This is a genomic window from Corynebacterium bouchesdurhonense, from assembly GCF_900078305.2.
Classification (GTDB): domain Bacteria; phylum Actinomycetota; class Actinomycetes; order Mycobacteriales; family Mycobacteriaceae; genus Corynebacterium; species Corynebacterium bouchesdurhonense.
Map to the genome: position 1 here is coordinate 1,240,098 of NZ_LT546028.1, position 16,455 is coordinate 1,256,552.

The following is a 16,455-nucleotide window of genomic DNA, read 5'->3' on the forward strand; positions in this document are numbered from 1 at the left end:
CTACTTGCGGCCCGCGACGTAGTCCTTGGCAATCTGCGCCGGCTCGGCGCGCTCGGCACCCACGTTGCGCAGGTTCATCGCCACCAGGTCGTCGGTGGTGAGCGCGGCGTCGATCTTGTTGATGGCGTCGAGGGCGCCGTCCGGCAGCTGGCCCGCCTTGTAGAGCGGCACCACGTTCTGGGCGGGGATGAGGTGCTTCGGGTCGTCGAGGATGACTAGGTCGGCCTCGGTGCCGTCGTGAAGCAGCGCGGGCGAGGTGGTGTAGATGTTGGCGGCGTCGGCCTTGCCCTCCACCAGCGCGGCGACGGTGAGCGGGCCGCCGCCGTCCGAGATCGGGGTGACCGTGATCCTGGACGCGTCCACGCCGTACACGTCCGCGAGCCCCTTCGGGCCGTAGGGGCGCTCCGCGAACTCCGGGGGCGCGGCGACGGTCACGCGGTCCAGCTTGCCCAGGTCGCCGATCGTCTTCAGGCCGTGCGCATCCGCGGCGGCGCGGGTGACTCGGTAGGCGTCCTTGGACTCGCCCGGCGCGAACTCGCCCACGGCCAGGTCCTCCGGCAGCACCGAAGCGAGGGTGTCGCGCACCGCGGCCTCGTCCGCGCCCTCGGGCAGGTCGCCGAAGAACTGGGTGAGGTTGCCCGCGTACTCCGGCACCAGGGTCACCGAGCCCTCCTGCAGCGCGGAGATGTACACCTCCCGCGAGCCGATGCCGGAGGTGACCTCCACCTCGTAGCCCTCCTCTCGCAGCGCCTCCGCCCAGATCTGGCCGATGATCTCGGATTCCGGGAAGTTGGCGGTGCCGATCTTCACGGTCTCGCCGGACCCACCGGACTCGCCGGACCCGCCGGGCCCGCTAGCGGCGGTGGGGTCGCTGTCCGCACAGGCGGCGAGCGCGAGCACGCCGAGGGCGGCCAGGGGCGCGGCGATCACGGCGCGCAGGCGGACGGGGGAAGCTGCAAACGTCATACGGCCGACTGTAGACCACCTCAGCCGCGCGCGACGGTGAGGCCGGGCGGGCGCACCGCGCGCTGCAGCCCCGCCAACGCCAAGTCCACCACCAGCGCCAACGCGGTCACGGCGATGGCGCCGGCCACCATGCGCGGATAATCCTGCACCGCCAGCCCGTCAATGAGGTAGCGGCCCAGTCCCCCGAGCCCGATGTAGGCAACCACCGTCGCGGTGGCCAGCACCTGCACCACGCAGGAGCGCAAGCCCCCAACGATCGCCGGGGCCGCCAGCGGCAGCTCGACACGGCGCAGGATCTGCCACTCGCTGTAGCCGGCGGCGCGCGCGGAGTGCACCACGTCGCCCCACCGCGTCGAAGCCCGCGACGATACCAGCTATAAGCGGCGCCGCCGCGAGCAGGACGAGCGTAAGCGTGGCGGGGATCAACGGCACCGTCACCCCGCGCGGCAGGGTGATGGCGAAGAACGTGAGCATGCCCAACGCCGGCAGCGCGCGCATCGCCCCCGCCGCCGACAGCACCGCGGAGGCGCCGCGCCGGGTGTGGCCGACCGCCGCGCCCAAGGGCACGGCAATCATTGCGGCGAGCGCCACCGCCAGCGCGGTGTAGCCCAGGTGCTGCCCCGTTCGGGCGCCCAGCCCCGCCGGGCCGGACCAGTGCTCCGGGGCGAGCAGGAACGCGAAGGCTTCCGCGAGAAACTGCACCTACCTCGCCCCCCGCGTCCACGGCATGGCGGCTTTGCCGGCGAGAACTAGGGTTGCGTCGATAAGCAATGCGAGGGCGAGGGTGCCCACGATCCCGGCCGCGATCTGGGTGGGGAAGCTGCGCTGGAACCCCTCGGTGAAGAGCGTGCCTAGCGACGGTACCCCGATCAGCGCCCCCACCGACACCAAACTGACCGTCGACGCCGCCACCACCCGTAAGCCGGCAAGCAAGCCCGGCCCGGCCAGCGGCAGCTCCACCGCCAGCACGCGCCGGGTGGGCGGGTAGCCGGCGGCAGTGGCGGACTGGCGCACCGCCGCCGGCACCGCATCGAAGGCGTCCGCCGCCGCGCGCACCATCAGCGCGACACCGTAGAGCGTCATCGCTGCGACCACGTTCAGCGGGGAGAGGATCGACGTGCCCAACACCAGCGGCATGAGGATGAACATGGCCAAAGACGGCACCACGAAAATCAGCCCGGTGAGCACGACCACCACCTCGCGCGTGCGCGGGAAGCGGTGCGCCGCCCAGCCCAGCGGCACCGCCACCGCGAACGCGAGCGCGATGGCCGGCAGCGCAATGGCCAGGTGCGTGCCAGCCAGCGACAGGATGCGCCCGGCGTTGGCGGCGAGCCAGGACCAGTTCACGGCCGAGCTCATCGCAGCACACCCTTGATGTTGCCCGCGGCGTCCACCACGAGCCGGTCGCCGCCGCGCTCCTGCACGTGCAGGACGCGCCCGCCCGCGCCGGTGAACTCGCGCACCGCGTCGTTGGCGGGGTGCGCGATGATGGTCGCCGGCGTGTCCGCCTGCTGCACCGCGGCGCGCTCGCCGAGGATCACCACCTCGTGGCCCAGCAGGAACGCCTCGTCGATGTCGTGGGTGACCAGCAGGATGGTCGTGTTCAGGCGGTCGCGCAGCGAGAGCACCTCCTGCTGCAGGTTGCGGCGCACCACTGGGTCCACCGCGCCGAACGGCTCATCCATGATGAGGATGTCCGGGTTGTTCACCAGCCCCCTCGCCACACCCACGCGCTGCGCCTGGCCGCCGGAGAGCTCGGCCGGGTAGCGCCGGCCCAGCGACGGGTCCAGGTTCACCAGCTCCATAAGCTCCGCGGCTCGCCCGCGGGCCTCGCTTTTCGACGCACCCGCCAGCCGCGCAATGTCCGCAATGTTGTCCGCCACCGTGCGGTGCGGCATGAGGCCGGAGTGCTGCATGACGTAGCCGATGCTGCGACGAAGCGCCACCGGGTCCGTGTCCCTAACATCCCGCCCGCGCACCACGACGCTGCCGCTGGTCGGCTCCACCATGCGGTTGACCATTCTCAGCAGCGTGGTCTTGCCGCACCCGGACGGGCCCACGAACACGGTGGTGCGCCCCTCGCCGACGGTGTGGCTGAACTCCTCCACCGCCGGGGCCGCGGATCCCGGGTAGGTCTTCGAGACCCGCTCAAATTCGATCACGCTGACCCAACCTAGCCGAACGCGCTACCGCGACATGTCCACCACGTGGATAACCACGGGCGCGCTGCGCAGCCGGTAGGTGCCGGGGGCGTCGTCGAAGGTGGCCAGCAGCTCGTTGACCAGCTCGGGGGTGGCGGGCAGTTGCACGTGCGCGTCGTCGGCCTCGAACGGGGCGCCGGGGGCGAGCCGCAGCCAGGTCTCACCGCGCACCAGGGCGAAGGGTTTGCCGAAGCAGGCGCGGTAGCGCGCCGCGCGCAGCAGGGCCCGGGCGGCGCGGGGGTCGATGTCGATGCGCCCGCTCGGGGACGTCGACAAGCAATGCGCGAGCTCTGCGCTTATCGACGACCCCTCCCTCCCCGCAGACCCCTCCACCCGCGCCCGCACCCGCGGGTCGGCCATGATGTCCCCGCGCTCCGGGCCGGTAAGGCCCAGCGCCACGGCGTCGCCCAACACGCCGGTGAACTTCAGCGGGTCCCACGCCAGGGCCGCCTCGAGCTCGGCGGTCGTCACGCCGACGGCGTACGTGAAGCGCACGACCCCGGTGGGCGGATCGATGATGCCCAGCACCGGGTCCGTGACGAACGTGAACCCGCAGATGCCGGCCGCGCCGGCGAGCGGGGCGCCGAGGCGCAGGTAGTGCCCCGGCGCGATCTCGTTGCCGGAGGCGCGCACCTGCCTCGCCATCGCCGCGAGCTGTTCCGCGGGCCAGGCGTAGGGGACGGGCGTGAGCGCCGGCACGCGCATCGTGAGCTCCGTCTGCGTGCCCGCGACAGGGACCGCCGAGCGGGCGCGCGACAGGCCCAGCGTGACGTAGAGGACGTGGGGGAGCGGGTCGTCCACCCGGTACGCGAGAACCTCCACGTCGCCGAACCCGAAGGTGAACGGCTCACCCGCCCCGGTGGCGGCGGTGATGTGGGCGACGATCGCGTCGCCGCCCGTCTGCGGTCCCTTGCGCGCCCGTGAAGCCATCTGCCGTAGCCACCCCATGGCGCCCAATCTACTCCCGCGCCGGGTGTGGGAACTAAAACGCGCGCGCTACCGTTGATATGGGTGACACTCTTCTACCGATGAGGGAAAGGATTTGGGGGACGTGAGAAGTAGCAACCCCGTAATGAAAAACTTGCCGGGCGCTGAAAGCCAGGCCGGCTACGGCTACGAGCAGCCGTACGCCGCGCCCGTGGCTCAGCAGGCCCCGGCGCAGTCGCAGCGGCCCATCACCATCGATGACGTGGTGACCAAGACGGGCATCACGCTCGGCGTTATCGTGCTCTCGGCGATCGTGTCCTACTGGATGTCCGCGAGCGCCATGCAGCCCACCGCAGCCCTGCTCACCTGGGGCGGCGCGATCGGCGCGTTCATCGTGGTGCTGATCCACTCGTTCAGCTCCAGCTTCGGCTCGAAGACCCTGACGCTGCTGTACGCGGTGTTTGAGGGCCTCTTCCTCGGCGGGTTCTCCTCCGCCGTGGCCGGCGCATTCACCGTCGGCGGCGCGGACGCCGGCTCGCTGATCGGCCAGGCGGTCATCGGCACCGTGGGCGTGTTCGTGGGCATGCTGGTGGTGTACCGCACCGGCGCCATCCGCGTGACCTCCCGCTTCAACCGCATCCTCACCGGCTGCATCTTCGGCGTGGCCATCATGGCGCTGGGCAACCTGCTGCTGTTCGCCTTCACCGGTGATTCCCCGCTGCGCGGCGGCAGCACCCTGTCCATCGTGTTCGGCCTCTTCTGCGTGGTTCTGGCGGCCCTGTCCTTCCTCCAGGACTTTGACCTGGCGGACAAGATGGTGCGCATCGGCGCTCCGGAGCAGGCCGCGTGGGGGGTGGCCCTCGGCCTCGCCGTGACGCTGGTGTGGCTCTACACGGAGATCCTGCGCCTGCTGTCCTACTTCAGCGAGCGCTAGCCGTTGGGGCAGCAAAAAGTCCCCGCACCTGCCGAGGTGCGGGGACTTTTCGCGTGCCGGCTTAGTAGGCGGATTCCGGGTTAATGGATTCGCCGTCGACGGAGATGACGGTGAACACGAGGCGGCCGTCGACCTCCTTCGGGGAGCCGAGCAGCACCTGCGCGCCCTCGACGACGCGGTCCGGGCTCACGGTGACGCGGGTTGCGGTGCCCTTCGCGCCGTCCGCGTTCCACTCGTCCCACACGATGTCCTCGAGGTGCTCGCGGTTGTCCTTGCAATCCAGGTTCAGGCTGGTCGGGCGCTCGAGGCCGGTCTGGCCGCAGTTGTCCACCAGCGGCGTGTTGTCGCCGGCGGCGCGGGCCGTCGCGGTGGCGGACGCGGTGGAGGAGGCACGCACGGAGGAGGCCTCGGCGACGTTGGTGGCGGTAGCGGCGGCGGTGGCGGCGTTGCCGGTCTCACCGGTGGAAGCCAGGGAGTCCGGGTCCTGGCTCGTCGCGGTGTCCACCTTCAGGTCCGACGGGTTCTCGTGCGGCGGGGTGCAGGCTGCGAGGCCGAGCGCGGCGACGGCGGCGAGGGCAGCAGCGGCGGTGCGAGAGTGGGAGGAGGTCACGGGTCTGGTCCTTTGCGTGTGTTCGGTACGGGAGATGACTTCAGTGCGGGCGCTGCTTCGAGCGCGGCGTGGAGGCCTTATCCGAATCATAGGGCTCGGCGGAGATGATCGTCACCGAAATCTCGCGGCCGTTCGGAGCGGTGTAGGAGCGGGTCTCGCCCTCGGCCGCGCCGACCACGGCGGCGCCCAGCGGGGAGTTCTCCGAGTAGGTCTCAAGGTCCTTGTTGCCGGTGGACGCGGCGCGGGTGCCGATGAGGAAGGTTTCCTTGTCGTTCTTGTCGCCGTCGTAGTACACGTGCACCACGGAGCCGACGTGAGCGACACCCTCCACGACACCGGTGCGCTCGGTGGTGGAGTTGGCCAGCAGCTCGGAGATCTGCTTGATGCGGGCTTCTTCCTGGTCCTGCTGCTCGCGGGCCGCGTCGTAGCCGGCGTTCTCTTTCAGATCGCCCTCTTCGCGGCGCTCGTTGATCTCGGCCGCGATGACCGGACGGTTATCAATCAGCTGCTGGAGCTCGGACTCCAGCTTCGCCTTCATCTCGGGAGTGATGTACTGCTGCTGGGTCTCAGCCATGGGGTGAATTACCTTCCCTCATACGTCCAAAAACGGCCCGCCCGCTTCAGGCGGACTGGGCCAGGTACCTAACTGCGTCGGATTTTATCACACGGGCCGGCGCCCTCAGCGGGCCCCGAGGTAGGTGGAGGAGGTGTCCATGTAGCTCGGGATGTCCTGGGAGCAGCCGTAGACGCGCCCCGACGCAACCGGCTCCCGGGTGGGCAGGTCCACCTGGAAGCGCTGGTTGCCCTCACCGCCCGCGGGGATCACTAGGGCGCGCCGGCCGATTTCGGAGTGGTCGTAGCTCACGGCGAACACCAGGCAGTAGGCGTCGCGCGTGGTGTCGGCGCGCTTCACGTCGACCCAGAGGCGGGCCGTGGAGTCGTCGACACGCTCCTGCGAGATAAACTCCGCCTTCACCGGCTGGGACCTGTCGTTGATGAACGCCCGCCCACCCATAAACACCACGAGCGCGAGCAGCGCGGCCACGAATACCGCGATCACTTTCCCGCTGATGCCCTGGCGGCTTGCGCCGCCGTAGCGGGAGCGGCCCGCGGTCTGCGCCGGGGCGGGTGTGCGATTCGGGGTGGGCACGGTGTTCGACCTCGCTTCGGGGAAAGAAGGGATTCGGCGTCGATGGTACTAAGATGGCCCTTTGTTTCAGCAATGCCCCCGTAGCAACGTTTAGGAAAGTTGGTGCTCGAGTGAGCGGCTTGCGCCTCATGGCAATCCACGCGCACCCCGACGATGAATCCTCCAAGGGCGCGGCCACCATGGCCAAGTACGCCGCCGAGGGCAACCGGGTGAAGGTGGTGACCTGCACTGACGGGCGCCGCGGCGACATCCTCAACCCGGCCATGGACCGCCCGGGTGTGCTGGAGAACATTATTAAGGTGCGCGAGGAGGAGATGGCGGCCGCCGCAGACGCCCTCGGCATCGAGCACGAGTGGCTGGGCTACGAGGATTCGGGCCTGCCCGAGGGTGACCCGCTGCCGCCACTGCCCGAGGGTTGCTTCGCGCTCCAGCCGTCGGAGGAGGTGGCGAAGCGCCTGGTCGCGTCGGTGCGCGACTTCCGCCCGCACGTAATCATCACGTACGACGAGAACGGCGGGTACCCGCACCCGGACCATCTGAAGGTGCACGAGGTCTCCATGATCGCGTGGGAGAAGGCGGGCGACCCGTCCTTCGCCCCCGAGGTCGGCGAGCCGTGGACTCCGCTGAAGCTCTACTACAGCCACGGTTTCATCCTGCAGCGTATGGAGCTACTCCACGCGCTGATGCTGGAGCGCGGCCAGCAGAGCCCGTACGAGCTGATGATCAAGCGCTGGAAGGAAAACGAGGCGGACATCATGGCCCGGGTGACCACGCAGGTGGATTGCGCGGGCTACTTCGGGCAGCGCGCGCGGGCGCTCGCTGCGCACGCTACGCAGATTGATCCGGCGGGAGCGTTTTTGGCCAGCCCCGTCGAGGACCAGCAGCGCGTGTGGCCCACTGAGGAGTTCGAGCTCGCGGCGTCGCGCGTCGAGTCGCCGCTGCCGGAGGACGATTTGTTCGCGGGCATCGAGGGGGAGCAGTTGCTTGTCGACGATACGGAGGACAACGCCTAAATGACCACCACCGTCCACGCAGCAGCCGTCAACGCCGCGGCGTATCTCCTCGCCCAGCAGCCGGCCGAGACCCCGGTGGGGCCCGACTTCGGCAAGGCCTCGCCGATCGGCTTGCTCATCATCGTCGGGCTCCTCGCCGTGGTGCTGTTCATCGGCTTCGCCTTCCACCGACGCTACTCGCGGTTTCGCCGCCGCCAAGCGTTCGCGGAGATGCACGGCATCGACCCCTTCGACGAGCAGGCGATCGACGCCGCCATGGCCGAGGCCGGGATCCTGGACCGCGGCAAGCGCCGGTTCATCTAACCGCGGCGCCACCTGCCGGGAGTAGGATGGCGCTCGTGTCTGTGCTGCCCACCCTGCTGTACCCCCTGTACGAGGCCCGCCTGAAGCGCGAGCTGCGCGGCAAGAAGAAGCCGAAGCACATCGCCGTGATGGCGGACGGCAACCGCAGGTGGGCGCGCGAGGAGGGCTACGACGACGTCTCTCACGGCCACCGCGCCGGCGGCGCCAAGATCGGCGAGCTGGTGCGCTGGTCCGCCGAGATGGGGGTGGACGTGGTGACCATCTACCTTCTGTCCACCGAGAACCTGCAGCGCACCTCGGAGGAGGTGGAGCTGCTCTTCGGCATCATCTCGCAGGTGATTGAGGAGCTGGCCACCGAGGACTACACGTGCCGGGTGCGCCTCGTCGGGCACCTGGACCTCCTGCCGGCGGAGGTGGCGGAGCGGATGCGGCGCTCCGCGGACGCCACCACAGAGAAGGCCGGGCTGACGGTCAACATCGCGGTGGGCTACGGGGGCCGCCAAGAGATCGTGGACGCCGTGCGGTCGCTGCTGCGGGAGGAGGCGGCGAAGGGGGCGTCGGCAAGCGATATGCCCCAAAAGGTGAGTGTGGAATCTATCGGCGAGCACCTGTACACCTCGGGGCAGCCCGACCCCGACCTAGTGATCCGTACCTCCGGTGAGCAGCGGCTTTCCGGATTTTTGCTGTGGCAGGCGGCGTACTCGGAAATCTGGTTCACCGACACGTACTGGCCGGCGTTTCGAAAGGTGGATTTCCTGCGCGCGCTGCGCGACTATTCGCAGCGCTCCAGGCGCTTCGGTAAATAGCTAGATCTTGCGCATGCGCACGCGCTGCACCGCGTGGTCGTGCCCCTTGCGCAACACCAGCGAGGCGCGGACCCGGGTGGGCAGGATATTCTCCACCAGGTTGGGCAGGTTGATTGTCTGCCACAGCTCGCGGGCCTTGTGCGCGGCCTGGGCCTCGTCCAGCTGCGCGTACTCGGCGAAGTGGGCGCCCGGCTCCAGGAAGGCCGTCTCGCGCAGCTTGAGGAAGCGCTCGATGTACCACCGCTCGATGTCCTCGGTGTGGGCGTCGACGTAGACGGAGAAGTCGAAGAGGTCCGAGACCATCAGCGTCGGCCCCGTCTGCAGCACGTTGAGCCCCTCCAGGATGAGGATGTCGGGTTTGCGTACCTCGATGACCTCGCCCGGCACGATGTCGTACGCATTGTGCGAGTAGACGGGCGCAGTGACCAGCGGCTGGCCCGACTTCACCTCGGTGACGAAGCGCATCAGGTTGCGCCTGTCGTAGGACTCGGGGAAGCCCTTGCGGGTGAGCAGGTTGCGCTCGCGCAGCACCTCGGTGGGGTAGAGGAAGCCGTCGGTGGTGATGAGGTCCACCCGCGGGTGGCTGTCCCACCGCTGCAGCAGCACCTGGAGCACGCGCGCCGTGGTTGACTTGCCCACGGCGACGGAGCCCGCGATACCGATGACAAACGGCACGTGGCCGGGGTCGCCGCCGATAAAGGTTTCCGTGGACTTGATCAGCTTCTGCCGCGCCCGGATCTGCAGGTGGATGAGGCGGGAGATGGGCAGGTAGATCTCCTCCACCTCCGCCAGATCCAGGTTCTCGCCGATGCCGCTCAGCTTCTCCACCTCTTCCTCGGTGAGCACCTGCGGCAGGCCGGCGCGCCGCTGCTTCCAATCGTTGCGGTGGAAATCCAGGTAGGGGCTCGACTCCCCGCCGCGCGCTGCACGAGACATGGGAACCATTGTGTCACTGTTGCCGGCGGAGGTTTTCTTACGGGGCGGTGCGCCGCCCGGCTTATACTGCTCGGGTACGCCTACTGCCTAACGCGAAAGGACCCGGTGGAAGTGTCTGCAACCGACGACCTCCGATACCAGGATCTGGAAACCTTTGACCCTGAAGTGCACGCCGCAATCGTCGGTGAGCTCGACCGCCAGCGCAACACGCTGGAGATGATCGCATCCGAGAACTTTGTGCCGCGCTCCGTGCTGCAGGCGCAGGGTTCCGTGTTCACCAACAAATACGCCGAGGGCTACCCGGGCAAGCGCTACTACGGCGGCTGCGAGCACGCCGACGTGGTGGAAGACCTCGCCCGCGACCGCGCTAAGGAGGTCTTCGGCGCGGAGTTTGCCAACGTGCAGCCCCACTCCGGCGCGCAGGCCAACGCCGCGGTGCTCATGGCGCTGGCCGAGCCCGGCGACACTATCCTGGGCCTTTCCCTGGCCCACGGCGGCCACCTCACGCACGGCATGAAGATCAACTTCTCCGGCCGCCTCTACAACGTGGCGGCGTACGGCGTGGAGGAGGACACCCACCTCATTGACATGGCCAAGCTGCGCGAGCAGGCGCGCGAGGTGAAGCCGAAGGTGATCATCGCCGGCTGGTCCGCCTACCCGCGCCATGAAGACTTTGCTGAGTTCCGCTCCATCGCCGACGAGGTCGGCGCCTACCTGTGGGTGGACATGGCGCACTTCGCTGGCCTGGTTGCTGCAGGCCTGCACCCGTCGCCGGTGCCGCACGCGCACGTAGTGTCCTCAACGGTGCACAAGACGCTGGGCGGCCCGCGCTCCGGCTTCATCCTCACCAACGACGAGGCGCTGTACAAGAAGATCAACTCCGCCGTGTTCCCGGGCCAGCAGGGCGGGCCGCTGATGCACGTGGTGGCGGCGAAGGCCACCGCCTTCAAGATCGCGGCCACCGAGGAATTCAAGGACCGCCAGCAGCGCACCGTCAACGGCGCGCGCATCCTGGCCGAGCGCCTCACCCAGCCGGACGCGCAGGAGGCCGGAGTCGGCGTCGTTTCCGGCGGCACCGACGTGCACCTGGTGCTGGTGGACCTGCGCAACTCCGAGATGGACGGCCAGCAGGCGGAGGATCTGCTGCACGGTGCCGGTATCACCGTCAACCGCAACGCGGTGCCGTTCGACCCGCGCCCGCCGGCCGTCACCTCCGGCCTGCGCATCGGCACCTCGGCGCTGGCCACCCGCGGCTTCGGCGACGAGGACTTCCGCGAGGTTGCGGATATCATTGCCGAGGCGCTGATCAAGGGCGAGGCGGCCGACCTCGAGGCGCTGCAGGCCCGCTCCGCGGCGCTGGGCGAGAAGTACCCGCTCTACCCGGGCCTGGAAGACTGGAAGATGCTCTAGTTTTCCAAGCGCTTTTTAAGCGCCCGGCTCTGCAGGCCCGCGTTCTTCCGCGAGTAAGGCGCGGGCCTTTCGCAGCCAATCGGGCTGGTTTTCCAGCAGCTCCTTGATCTCGGCGGTGGTCAGCGGCCGGTCCATCCCGTTATTCTTCAGCGCGGTGATGCTGATGCCGAGCTTGCGCGCGACCTCGGGCCGCGGGTGGGGGCCCTCGCGGCGCAGCGCGGTCAGCCACTCGGGCGGGTTGTCCTGCAGCTCCCGCAGCTCGGCGTGTGTGACGGCGCCGCTTTGGAACGTCTCGGGGGTGGCGGGCAGGTACACGCCGAGCTTCTTCGCGGCGGTCGCCGGCTTCATCGCGGTGCCGGAGGGGTGCTGGTCAGTCATGGTTGAGACGGTAGCATTCGGGCATGCTCACCATCGCGTTCGTCACGGGCACCGAGCCGGGGAAGTGGTTTCGCCGCTACGAGGAATTTTCGGGGGCTCGCTTGTCGACGCTCCCTGCAAGCGACCCATTCCCCCTCCTGACAGCCCCCGGCGGCGCCGACCTTGCGCTGGCGCGCCTCCCCGATGCGCGGGTCGGCGAGGAGTACCACGTGGTGCGGCTCTACGAGGAGGCGGCCGGCGTCGCGGTGCCGAAGGATTCCGTCTACGCCGAGGTGGGGGAGGAGGTGCGTTGGTCCGACGTGTCCGGGGAACACCTCAACTACGCCTTTTCTGCTGCGGGGCCGACTGCGGAGGCGGAGGCTGAGCTGCGGTCGGCGCTGCAGGTGGTGGCGGCGAACGTGGGCATCGCGGTGGGGCCCCTGCCCCTGCTTCGCGCGCTGAGTAAGAAGCAGGTCGCGGCGCTGCCGCTGGCGGCTCCGACCGGGGTCGCCGCGGCAACCGAGGTGGCGCTGGTCTGGCTGAAGGAGCGCGACGCCGATGACATCCAAGACTTCGTGGGCGTGGCGAAAGGGCGGGACGAAAGGCAGGGTGAACAGCAATGGGCATAAGCGGCAGGGTGAACAGCAATGGGCATAAGCAACGATCCCGCAACCGGAAGCGCGGTGCTGGCCCCCGATAGGGGGTGAGGGGGGAGCGTCGAAAAGCGTGCGAATGCATAATGGCCGAAGTCCCAAAATATCGATGAAAGGTGATATTTAAGACATGAACCGCAAGATTTTCGCGTCCGCAGCAGCGCTCTCCCTGGCAACCGGCCTCGTGGCCTGCTCCAACGAGGAGACCGGCGCCGACGCCACCTCAGTGGTCTCGGAGACCGCCACTGCGACCGCCTCGGAAACGGTGACCACTCCGGCCACGACCGAAACCGAGGCCAGCACCGCAACCGCGACGGTGACCTCCTCTGCGGCGTCCGCCTCCAGCTCCGCCGCAACCCCGGCTGCGACCGAGGAGCTCGCGCTTGCCGACGGCGCCACCGCACTCGTGCCCCAGGGGGTCATCGAGACCATCGACAAGTACGCCGATGCCTCTTGGGGCCAGCCCACCGCCGCCGAGGAGATTGACGGCGGCTGGGTCGTGTCGTTCGACGGCGAGCACTACATCACCTGGAAGGAGAGCACCGGCGGCGCGCCGATCTGGGGCGAGATTGCCAACTCTTGGCTGAACGACGTTCGCGGCGCCCGTGTCGTGGGCTTCCCGAAGATGCCCGAAACTCCGAACACCGACCAGTCTGGCTGGAACCAGGAGTTCGAGAATGGCACCATCGAGTGGACCCGCGATGGCGGCGCAGACGCTGCCTTCCGCGCGTTTGTAGAGGAAAAGGGCAACAAGTAAGCATTTTGGCCCCCGCGCCCTGTGGATAACCCGAGTTATCCACAGGGCGTTTTGCGTTCCCTTTACGTTTCGTCTGTTGTGTTCTAGTGTGCCGGGCATGACACCGTTCCAAGCAATGCTCAACGCCCACACCATCGACACCCTGGCCGATTTCAGCCGCAATGACGCGCTCGCCGCAGGGTTCTCCACCGCCAAAGTCAACCAGTGGCAACACCTCCACGATGTCTACTACGGGCCCGCCAAAGCTAACAAACAACGTGCAAAGGCTCTGCGCCGCGCCTCCGAGGGGCGATTCAGCCTCGACCAGCTCACCCTGATCGAAAACGCGCTGAAACCCGTTGCCAACCCCGCCGCCCGCATGCGGCTGCGGTTGCGCCTGCTCGCGACCGCGATGAACTACAAAGCCCTGCGCGCGCTGATCAAGCAGCTGGTACCGAAAACCACCACCGCGCCGAAGAAGGGCGTGCGTTTCACCGCGTCGAGGAACCGCACCCGCACCATGACAGTCACCGCGGATGAGCGCGACATCGCCGACATCGAACACCTCATCAGCCGGGATATTGACCCCGACCGTCCCGCCTCGGGGCAATTCTTGGACAATTTCCTCACCACGCTGCGCGACGGGGTAGGGGTGCCCCGTGCCGTGCCGAGGCCGCTGTTGCTCATCCCGCTGCCCGACTACACCCGCATTGTGGCCGGCGACGGGGACGACATCACCCTAGGGCTCACCGACGGCACCACCATGACCGGCGCCGAATACCTCACTAAGCATCACGCGGACACCATCGAAGTCGCCGCCTTCCACCCCCAGCACGGCCCCGTGAACCTCTACCGCACCGAGCGCTTCGCCAACAAGAAGCAACGCGACCTCGCCCGCGCCGCCATGCCGATCTGCCCCGTCCCCGGTTGCCGCCACGGTGCCGACTCCTGCGAAATCCACCACATCACCGCATGGAAGTTCGGCGGAGAAACCAACCTCGATAACCTTGCGCCCCTGTGCCGCTACCACAACGGAACCAACGACGACGATCCCACCAACCCCCGCCGCGGCCGCGTAGAGAACATAAGTGGCACCCCCACCTGGGTCTCTCCGCGCGGCTACCCCGCCGAAAACACCACCCACCCCTACGCCCCCAAACGCACCCTCTTCGCCCGGAGCGCCCCGGCGCCGGCGGCCACCGTTGAGCCGGGCCACGGGGCGGCTTCGCTCTAGCTCAAATCCTCCTTCAGAGGCTCTTCTTCCACCGGGAGCAGGAGGATGAAGGCGAGGATCGCCAGCGGCACCATCAGAAGGAACACGGGGGTGAGGCCGTCGTTGTAGCTGCTCAGCACCGCCTCCTTCAATTCCGGCGGGAGCTGGGTCACGAGCTCCGGCGTCAGGTTGTTCGCGGCGCCCTCGCCGAACTTTTCGGCCCACGCCGCGGCGTCCGGGCCCATTTTTTGCAGAGCCTCAGGCAGCCGCTCCTCCAGGTGCTCGCGCATGTTGTGGATGAACAGCGAGCCGGACAGGGAAGCGCCGACGGCGGAACCGATCTGGCGGAAGAAGTTGTTGGTGGCCGTAGCCGTGCCGACCTCCGACATGGGGAAGGAGTTCTGGACGATGAGCACCAGCACCTGCATCACCAGGCCTAGGCCGAAGCCGAAGATGAACATGTAGACGCCCAGCGTGGTCAGCGACGTGCCCGGGGTGAGGCGGGAAAACAGGAAAAGCCCCGCGGTGGTGATCGCCATGCCGACAAGCGGGTACATCTTATACCGACCGGTCTTCGAGATGATGAAGCCCACCGCCATGCCGGTTGCAAGCATGCCGACCACCATCGGCAGCATCATCAGGCCCGCCTCGGTCGGTGTCAGCTCGTGCACCATTTGGAGGTAGGTGGGCAGGTAGGCCAGGGAGGACGTCATGGCCAGGCCCAGCACCGTGCCGGCCGCGGTGGTGAGCACCATGTTGCGGTTGGCAAACAGGCGCATCGGGATCAGCGGGTTGCCGCTGCGCAGCTCGACTAGCACGAAAAGCACGGCGGAGACGGCCGACGCGGTTGCGGTGCCGATGATGATCGGCGAGCTCCACTCGTACTGGGTGCCGCCCCAGGTGGTGGTGAGGATCAGGCATGCGGTGGCGATAGCCATCAGCATGGTGCCCAGCCAGTCAACCTCGACGCCCTTCAGCGATCCGGTCCGCAGTTTTAGCACCGCGCTGGACACACCCATGGCAAGCAGGCCGAGGGGGATGTTCATCCACAGGGCCCAGCGCCAGCCGGGGCCGTCGGTGAACCAGCCGCCGAGCACTGGGCCGAGCACGGAGGCGACGCCGAAGACCGCGCCCATCACGCCCATGTACTTGCCGCGCTCGCGGGCCGGGACCACCTCAGCGATGATGGACTGCGAGTTCACCATCATGCCGCCGGCACCAAGGCCCTGGACGGCGCGTCCGATGATCAGCAAGGTCATCGAATTGGCGAAGCCGCCGATCGTCGAGCCGATGACAAAGAACGCGATGCCCGTGATGTAGAGCCACTTGCGTCCCAGGATGTCGCCGAGCTTGCCGTTGATGGGCATCGCGATCGTCATCGTGACAAGGAACGAAGAGATGACCCAGCTCATGTGGTCGACGCCGCCGAGCTCGCCCACGATGGTGGGAAGCGCGGTGGAGAAGATCATCTGACCCAGTGAGCTCATCAGCATGGTGAGCAGCAGTGCGGCGAAGATCAGGCCGACGTTCGGCTTGCGACCTTCACCGGATCCGGCGGGCGCGTCCGGGCGCGCGCCTCGGGTTTCTACCATTTCAGGTCCTTTGCGTAGTTCGATAGGTGGGTAGCGTGGTTGCGGAGGTGCTCGGTTGGGTCCGCGCCGTCCGGCGGGTGCCAGAGGTAGAGGCTGACCACCACCTGCAGCAGCCCGACGATCGAGTGGGCCTCCACTTCGGGCGGGCCGTCGAAACGCCGATCCTCGGGGAAGCGCTCGAGGTGGTCGTGCACCGCCTGGGCGATCCCGGTGAGGAAACCCCGCCTCCGAGTGGCCTCCGCGTGCAGGAGCCCGGGGTTCGACTCGATGAGCTCCCGGCGGCAGGCTTGGTTGGGGGAAATTCCGCCTTCGGCGCCGGGAACGACCTCGATCGAACGCAACACCAGGTCGAGGACGTTGTCCGCCCGCGTTTCGCGGATAGCGGCGAGGCCCTCCTCCGAGCAGGTGAAGGGGAAGACCCCGAGGACCGCCTCATCCTTGGAGTCCATGTAATTGAAGAAGGTGCGGCGCGAGATCCCCGACGCCCGGCAGATGTCATCGACGGTCACGTTGTCGTAACCGCGGGCATCCACGAGCGCGGCGGCTTCGTCGCAAATGCGGCGCTTGGTGGCGAGCCGCTTCCGCTCCCGAATCCCGATATCCTCGTTTTGCACGGGGTGCAATATTACACCCGGTGCAACAAGGGGC

Annotated in this window: 21 protein-coding genes; 9 read left to right on the plus strand and 12 right to left on the minus strand. The window is 68.1% G+C overall.

The genetic code is table 11. The annotated features are described in order from the left end of the window. Together BN4252_RS10715 and BN4252_RS11660 are read right to left on the minus strand one after the other, a co-directional pair. Positions 1-966, minus strand: a complete 966-nt coding sequence (locus BN4252_RS10715) for an ABC transporter substrate-binding protein (RefSeq protein WP_066530629.1) — start codon at positions 964-966, stop codon at positions 1-3. 20 nt (positions 967-986) lie between these two features. After that, complete coding sequence (locus tag BN4252_RS11660; protein ID WP_392389936.1) at positions 987-1,304, minus strand: ABC transporter permease; 318 nt, start codon at positions 1,302-1,304, stop codon at positions 987-989. A gap of 74 nt (positions 1,305-1,378) precedes the next feature. Between BN4252_RS11660 and BN4252_RS11665 the strand changes: the two genes are divergently transcribed. Continuing rightward, a complete protein-coding gene (locus tag BN4252_RS11665) occupies positions 1,379-1,573 on the plus strand; it encodes a hypothetical protein (protein WP_392389937.1) in 195 nt (64 codons plus the stop codon). 95 nt (positions 1,574-1,668) lie between these two features. Here BN4252_RS11665 and BN4252_RS10725 read toward each other — a convergent pair whose 3' ends face one another. Genes BN4252_RS10725 through BN4252_RS10735 form a run of 3 tightly spaced genes read right to left on the minus strand, consistent with a single transcriptional unit; the run spans position 1,669 to position 4,097 of the window. Next, positions 1,669-2,313 carry an ABC transporter permease gene (locus BN4252_RS10725; protein ID WP_066530993.1) on the minus strand — a complete coding sequence of 215 codons (645 nt, stop codon included), beginning with the start codon at positions 2,311-2,313 and terminating at the stop codon, positions 1,669-1,671. A gap of 8 nt (positions 2,314-2,321) precedes the next feature. After that, a complete protein-coding gene (locus BN4252_RS10730) occupies positions 2,322-3,128 on the minus strand; it encodes an ABC transporter ATP-binding protein (RefSeq protein WP_066530632.1) in 807 nt (268 codons plus the stop codon). Between the two features lie 24 nt (positions 3,129-3,152). Next, positions 3,153-4,097 carry a suppressor of fused domain protein gene (locus BN4252_RS10735; RefSeq protein WP_066530635.1) on the minus strand — a complete coding sequence of 315 codons (945 nt, stop codon included), beginning with the start codon at positions 4,095-4,097 and terminating at the stop codon, positions 3,153-3,155. A gap of 121 nt (positions 4,098-4,218) precedes the next feature. Here BN4252_RS10735 and BN4252_RS10740 point away from each other — a divergent pair, with 121 nt between their 5' ends. Then, positions 4,219-5,028, plus strand: coding sequence for a Bax inhibitor-1/YccA family protein (locus BN4252_RS10740; protein ID WP_066530640.1), 810 nt, complete (start codon positions 4,219-4,221; stop codon positions 5,026-5,028). Between the two features lie 61 nt (positions 5,029-5,089). On the opposite strand, the gene BN4252_RS11355 is transcribed toward BN4252_RS10740, so the two are convergent. The 3 genes from BN4252_RS11355 to BN4252_RS10755 form a co-directional block, all read right to left on the minus strand. Then, a complete protein-coding gene (locus BN4252_RS11355) occupies positions 5,090-5,638 on the minus strand; it encodes a hypothetical protein (RefSeq protein WP_066530643.1) in 549 nt (182 codons plus the stop codon). A 40-nt stretch (positions 5,639-5,678) separates the two neighbouring features. Continuing rightward, a complete protein-coding gene (gene greA, locus BN4252_RS10750; RefSeq protein ID WP_066530646.1) occupies positions 5,679-6,212 on the minus strand; it encodes a transcription elongation factor GreA in 534 nt (177 codons plus the stop codon). Between the two features lie 105 nt (positions 6,213-6,317). Further along, positions 6,318-6,788, minus strand: coding sequence for a DUF4307 domain-containing protein (locus tag BN4252_RS10755; RefSeq protein ID WP_230208639.1), 471 nt, complete (start codon positions 6,786-6,788; stop codon positions 6,318-6,320). A gap of 110 nt (positions 6,789-6,898) precedes the next feature. Here BN4252_RS10755 and mca point away from each other — a divergent pair, with 110 nt between their 5' ends. The 3 genes from mca to BN4252_RS10770 are packed head-to-tail and all read left to right on the plus strand — an operon-like array spanning position 6,899 to position 8,910. After that, positions 6,899-7,801, plus strand: coding sequence for a mycothiol conjugate amidase Mca (mca, locus tag BN4252_RS10760; RefSeq protein ID WP_066530654.1), 903 nt, complete (start codon positions 6,899-6,901; stop codon positions 7,799-7,801). Then, a complete protein-coding gene (locus BN4252_RS10765) occupies positions 7,802-8,104 on the plus strand; it encodes a hypothetical protein (RefSeq protein ID WP_066530660.1) in 303 nt (100 codons plus the stop codon). A gap of 26 nt (positions 8,105-8,130) precedes the next feature. Further along, positions 8,131-8,910 (plus strand): isoprenyl transferase, encoded by a 780-nt coding sequence (locus BN4252_RS10770; RefSeq protein WP_187370950.1) that lies wholly within the window; start codon positions 8,131-8,133, stop codon positions 8,908-8,910. On the opposite strand, the gene coaA is transcribed toward BN4252_RS10770, so the two are convergent. Continuing rightward, the gene (coaA, locus tag BN4252_RS10775) at positions 8,911-9,846 is read right to left on the minus strand and encodes a type I pantothenate kinase (RefSeq protein ID WP_066530676.1); all 936 of its coding nucleotides are present in this window, start codon (positions 9,844-9,846) and stop codon (positions 8,911-8,913) included. Positions 9,847-9,957: 111 nt separating this feature from the next. Between coaA and glyA the strand changes: the two genes are divergently transcribed. Further along, positions 9,958-11,256, plus strand: a complete 1,299-nt coding sequence (gene glyA / locus BN4252_RS10780; protein WP_066531001.1) for a serine hydroxymethyltransferase — start codon at positions 9,958-9,960, stop codon at positions 11,254-11,256. Positions 11,257-11,271: 15 nt separating this feature from the next. Here the strand turns inward: glyA and BN4252_RS10785 are convergent, their stop codons facing one another. Continuing rightward, positions 11,272-11,634: a DUF5997 family protein gene (locus tag BN4252_RS10785; RefSeq protein WP_066530689.1), complete on the minus strand. Its 363-nt coding sequence runs from the start codon at positions 11,632-11,634 to the stop codon at positions 11,272-11,274. Between the two features lie 23 nt (positions 11,635-11,657). On the opposite strand from BN4252_RS10785, the gene BN4252_RS10790 reads away from it, so the two are divergent. The 3 genes from BN4252_RS10790 (at position 11,658) to BN4252_RS10800 (ending at position 14,236) form a co-directional block, all read left to right on the plus strand. After that, the gene (locus BN4252_RS10790; protein WP_078056912.1) at positions 11,658-12,242 is read left to right on the plus strand and encodes a LysR family transcriptional regulator substrate-binding protein; all 585 of its coding nucleotides are present in this window, start codon (positions 11,658-11,660) and stop codon (positions 12,240-12,242) included. 154 nt (positions 12,243-12,396) lie between these two features. After that, positions 12,397-13,023: an LGFP repeat-containing protein gene (locus tag BN4252_RS10795; protein WP_066530692.1), complete on the plus strand. Its 627-nt coding sequence runs from the start codon at positions 12,397-12,399 to the stop codon at positions 13,021-13,023. Positions 13,024-13,120: 97 nt separating this feature from the next. Continuing rightward, a complete protein-coding gene (locus BN4252_RS10800; protein WP_078056913.1) occupies positions 13,121-14,236 on the plus strand; it encodes an HNH endonuclease signature motif containing protein in 1,116 nt (371 codons plus the stop codon). Here BN4252_RS10800 and BN4252_RS10805 read toward each other — a convergent pair. Continuing rightward, entirely contained in the window at positions 14,233-15,807 is a 1,575-nt protein-coding gene (locus BN4252_RS10805) for an MDR family MFS transporter (RefSeq protein WP_066530697.1), read from the minus strand. The genes BN4252_RS10800 and BN4252_RS10805 overlap by 4 nt on opposite strands. Next, entirely contained in the window at positions 15,801-16,421 is a 621-nt protein-coding gene (locus BN4252_RS10810) for a TetR/AcrR family transcriptional regulator (protein ID WP_230208640.1), read from the minus strand. Before BN4252_RS10810 ends, BN4252_RS10805 begins: the two co-directional genes overlap by 7 nt. Positions 16,422-16,455: the final 34 nt, after the last annotated feature.

Coding starts and splice junctions, on each gene's coding strand:
- BN4252_RS10770 (WP_187370950.1), top strand. CDS start 8,131: ATGGCGCTCGTGTCTGTGCTGCCCACCCTGCTGTACCCCCTGTACGAG.
- greA (WP_066530646.1), bottom strand. CDS start 6,212: ATGGCTGAGACCCAGCAGCAGTACATCACTCCCGAGATGAAGGCGAAG.
- coaA (WP_066530676.1), bottom strand. CDS start 9,846: ATGTCTCGTGCAGCGCGCGGCGGGGAGTCGAGCCCCTACCTGGATTTC.
- BN4252_RS10805 (WP_066530697.1), bottom strand. CDS start 15,807: ATGGTAGAAACCCGAGGCGCGCGCCCGGACGCGCCCGCCGGATCCGGT.
- BN4252_RS10765 (WP_066530660.1), top strand. CDS start 7,802: ATGACCACCACCGTCCACGCAGCAGCCGTCAACGCCGCGGCGTATCTC.
- BN4252_RS10790 (WP_078056912.1), top strand. CDS start 11,658: ATGCTCACCATCGCGTTCGTCACGGGCACCGAGCCGGGGAAGTGGTTT.
- BN4252_RS10800 (WP_078056913.1), top strand. CDS start 13,121: ATGACACCGTTCCAAGCAATGCTCAACGCCCACACCATCGACACCCTG.
- BN4252_RS10715 (WP_066530629.1), bottom strand. CDS start 966: ATGACGTTTGCAGCTTCCCCCGTCCGCCTGCGCGCCGTGATCGCCGCG.
- BN4252_RS10785 (WP_066530689.1), bottom strand. CDS start 11,634: ATGACTGACCAGCACCCCTCCGGCACCGCGATGAAGCCGGCGACCGCC.
- BN4252_RS10795 (WP_066530692.1), top strand. CDS start 12,397: ATGAACCGCAAGATTTTCGCGTCCGCAGCAGCGCTCTCCCTGGCAACC.
- BN4252_RS10735 (WP_066530635.1), bottom strand. CDS start 4,097: ATGGCTTCACGGGCGCGCAAGGGACCGCAGACGGGCGGCGACGCGATC.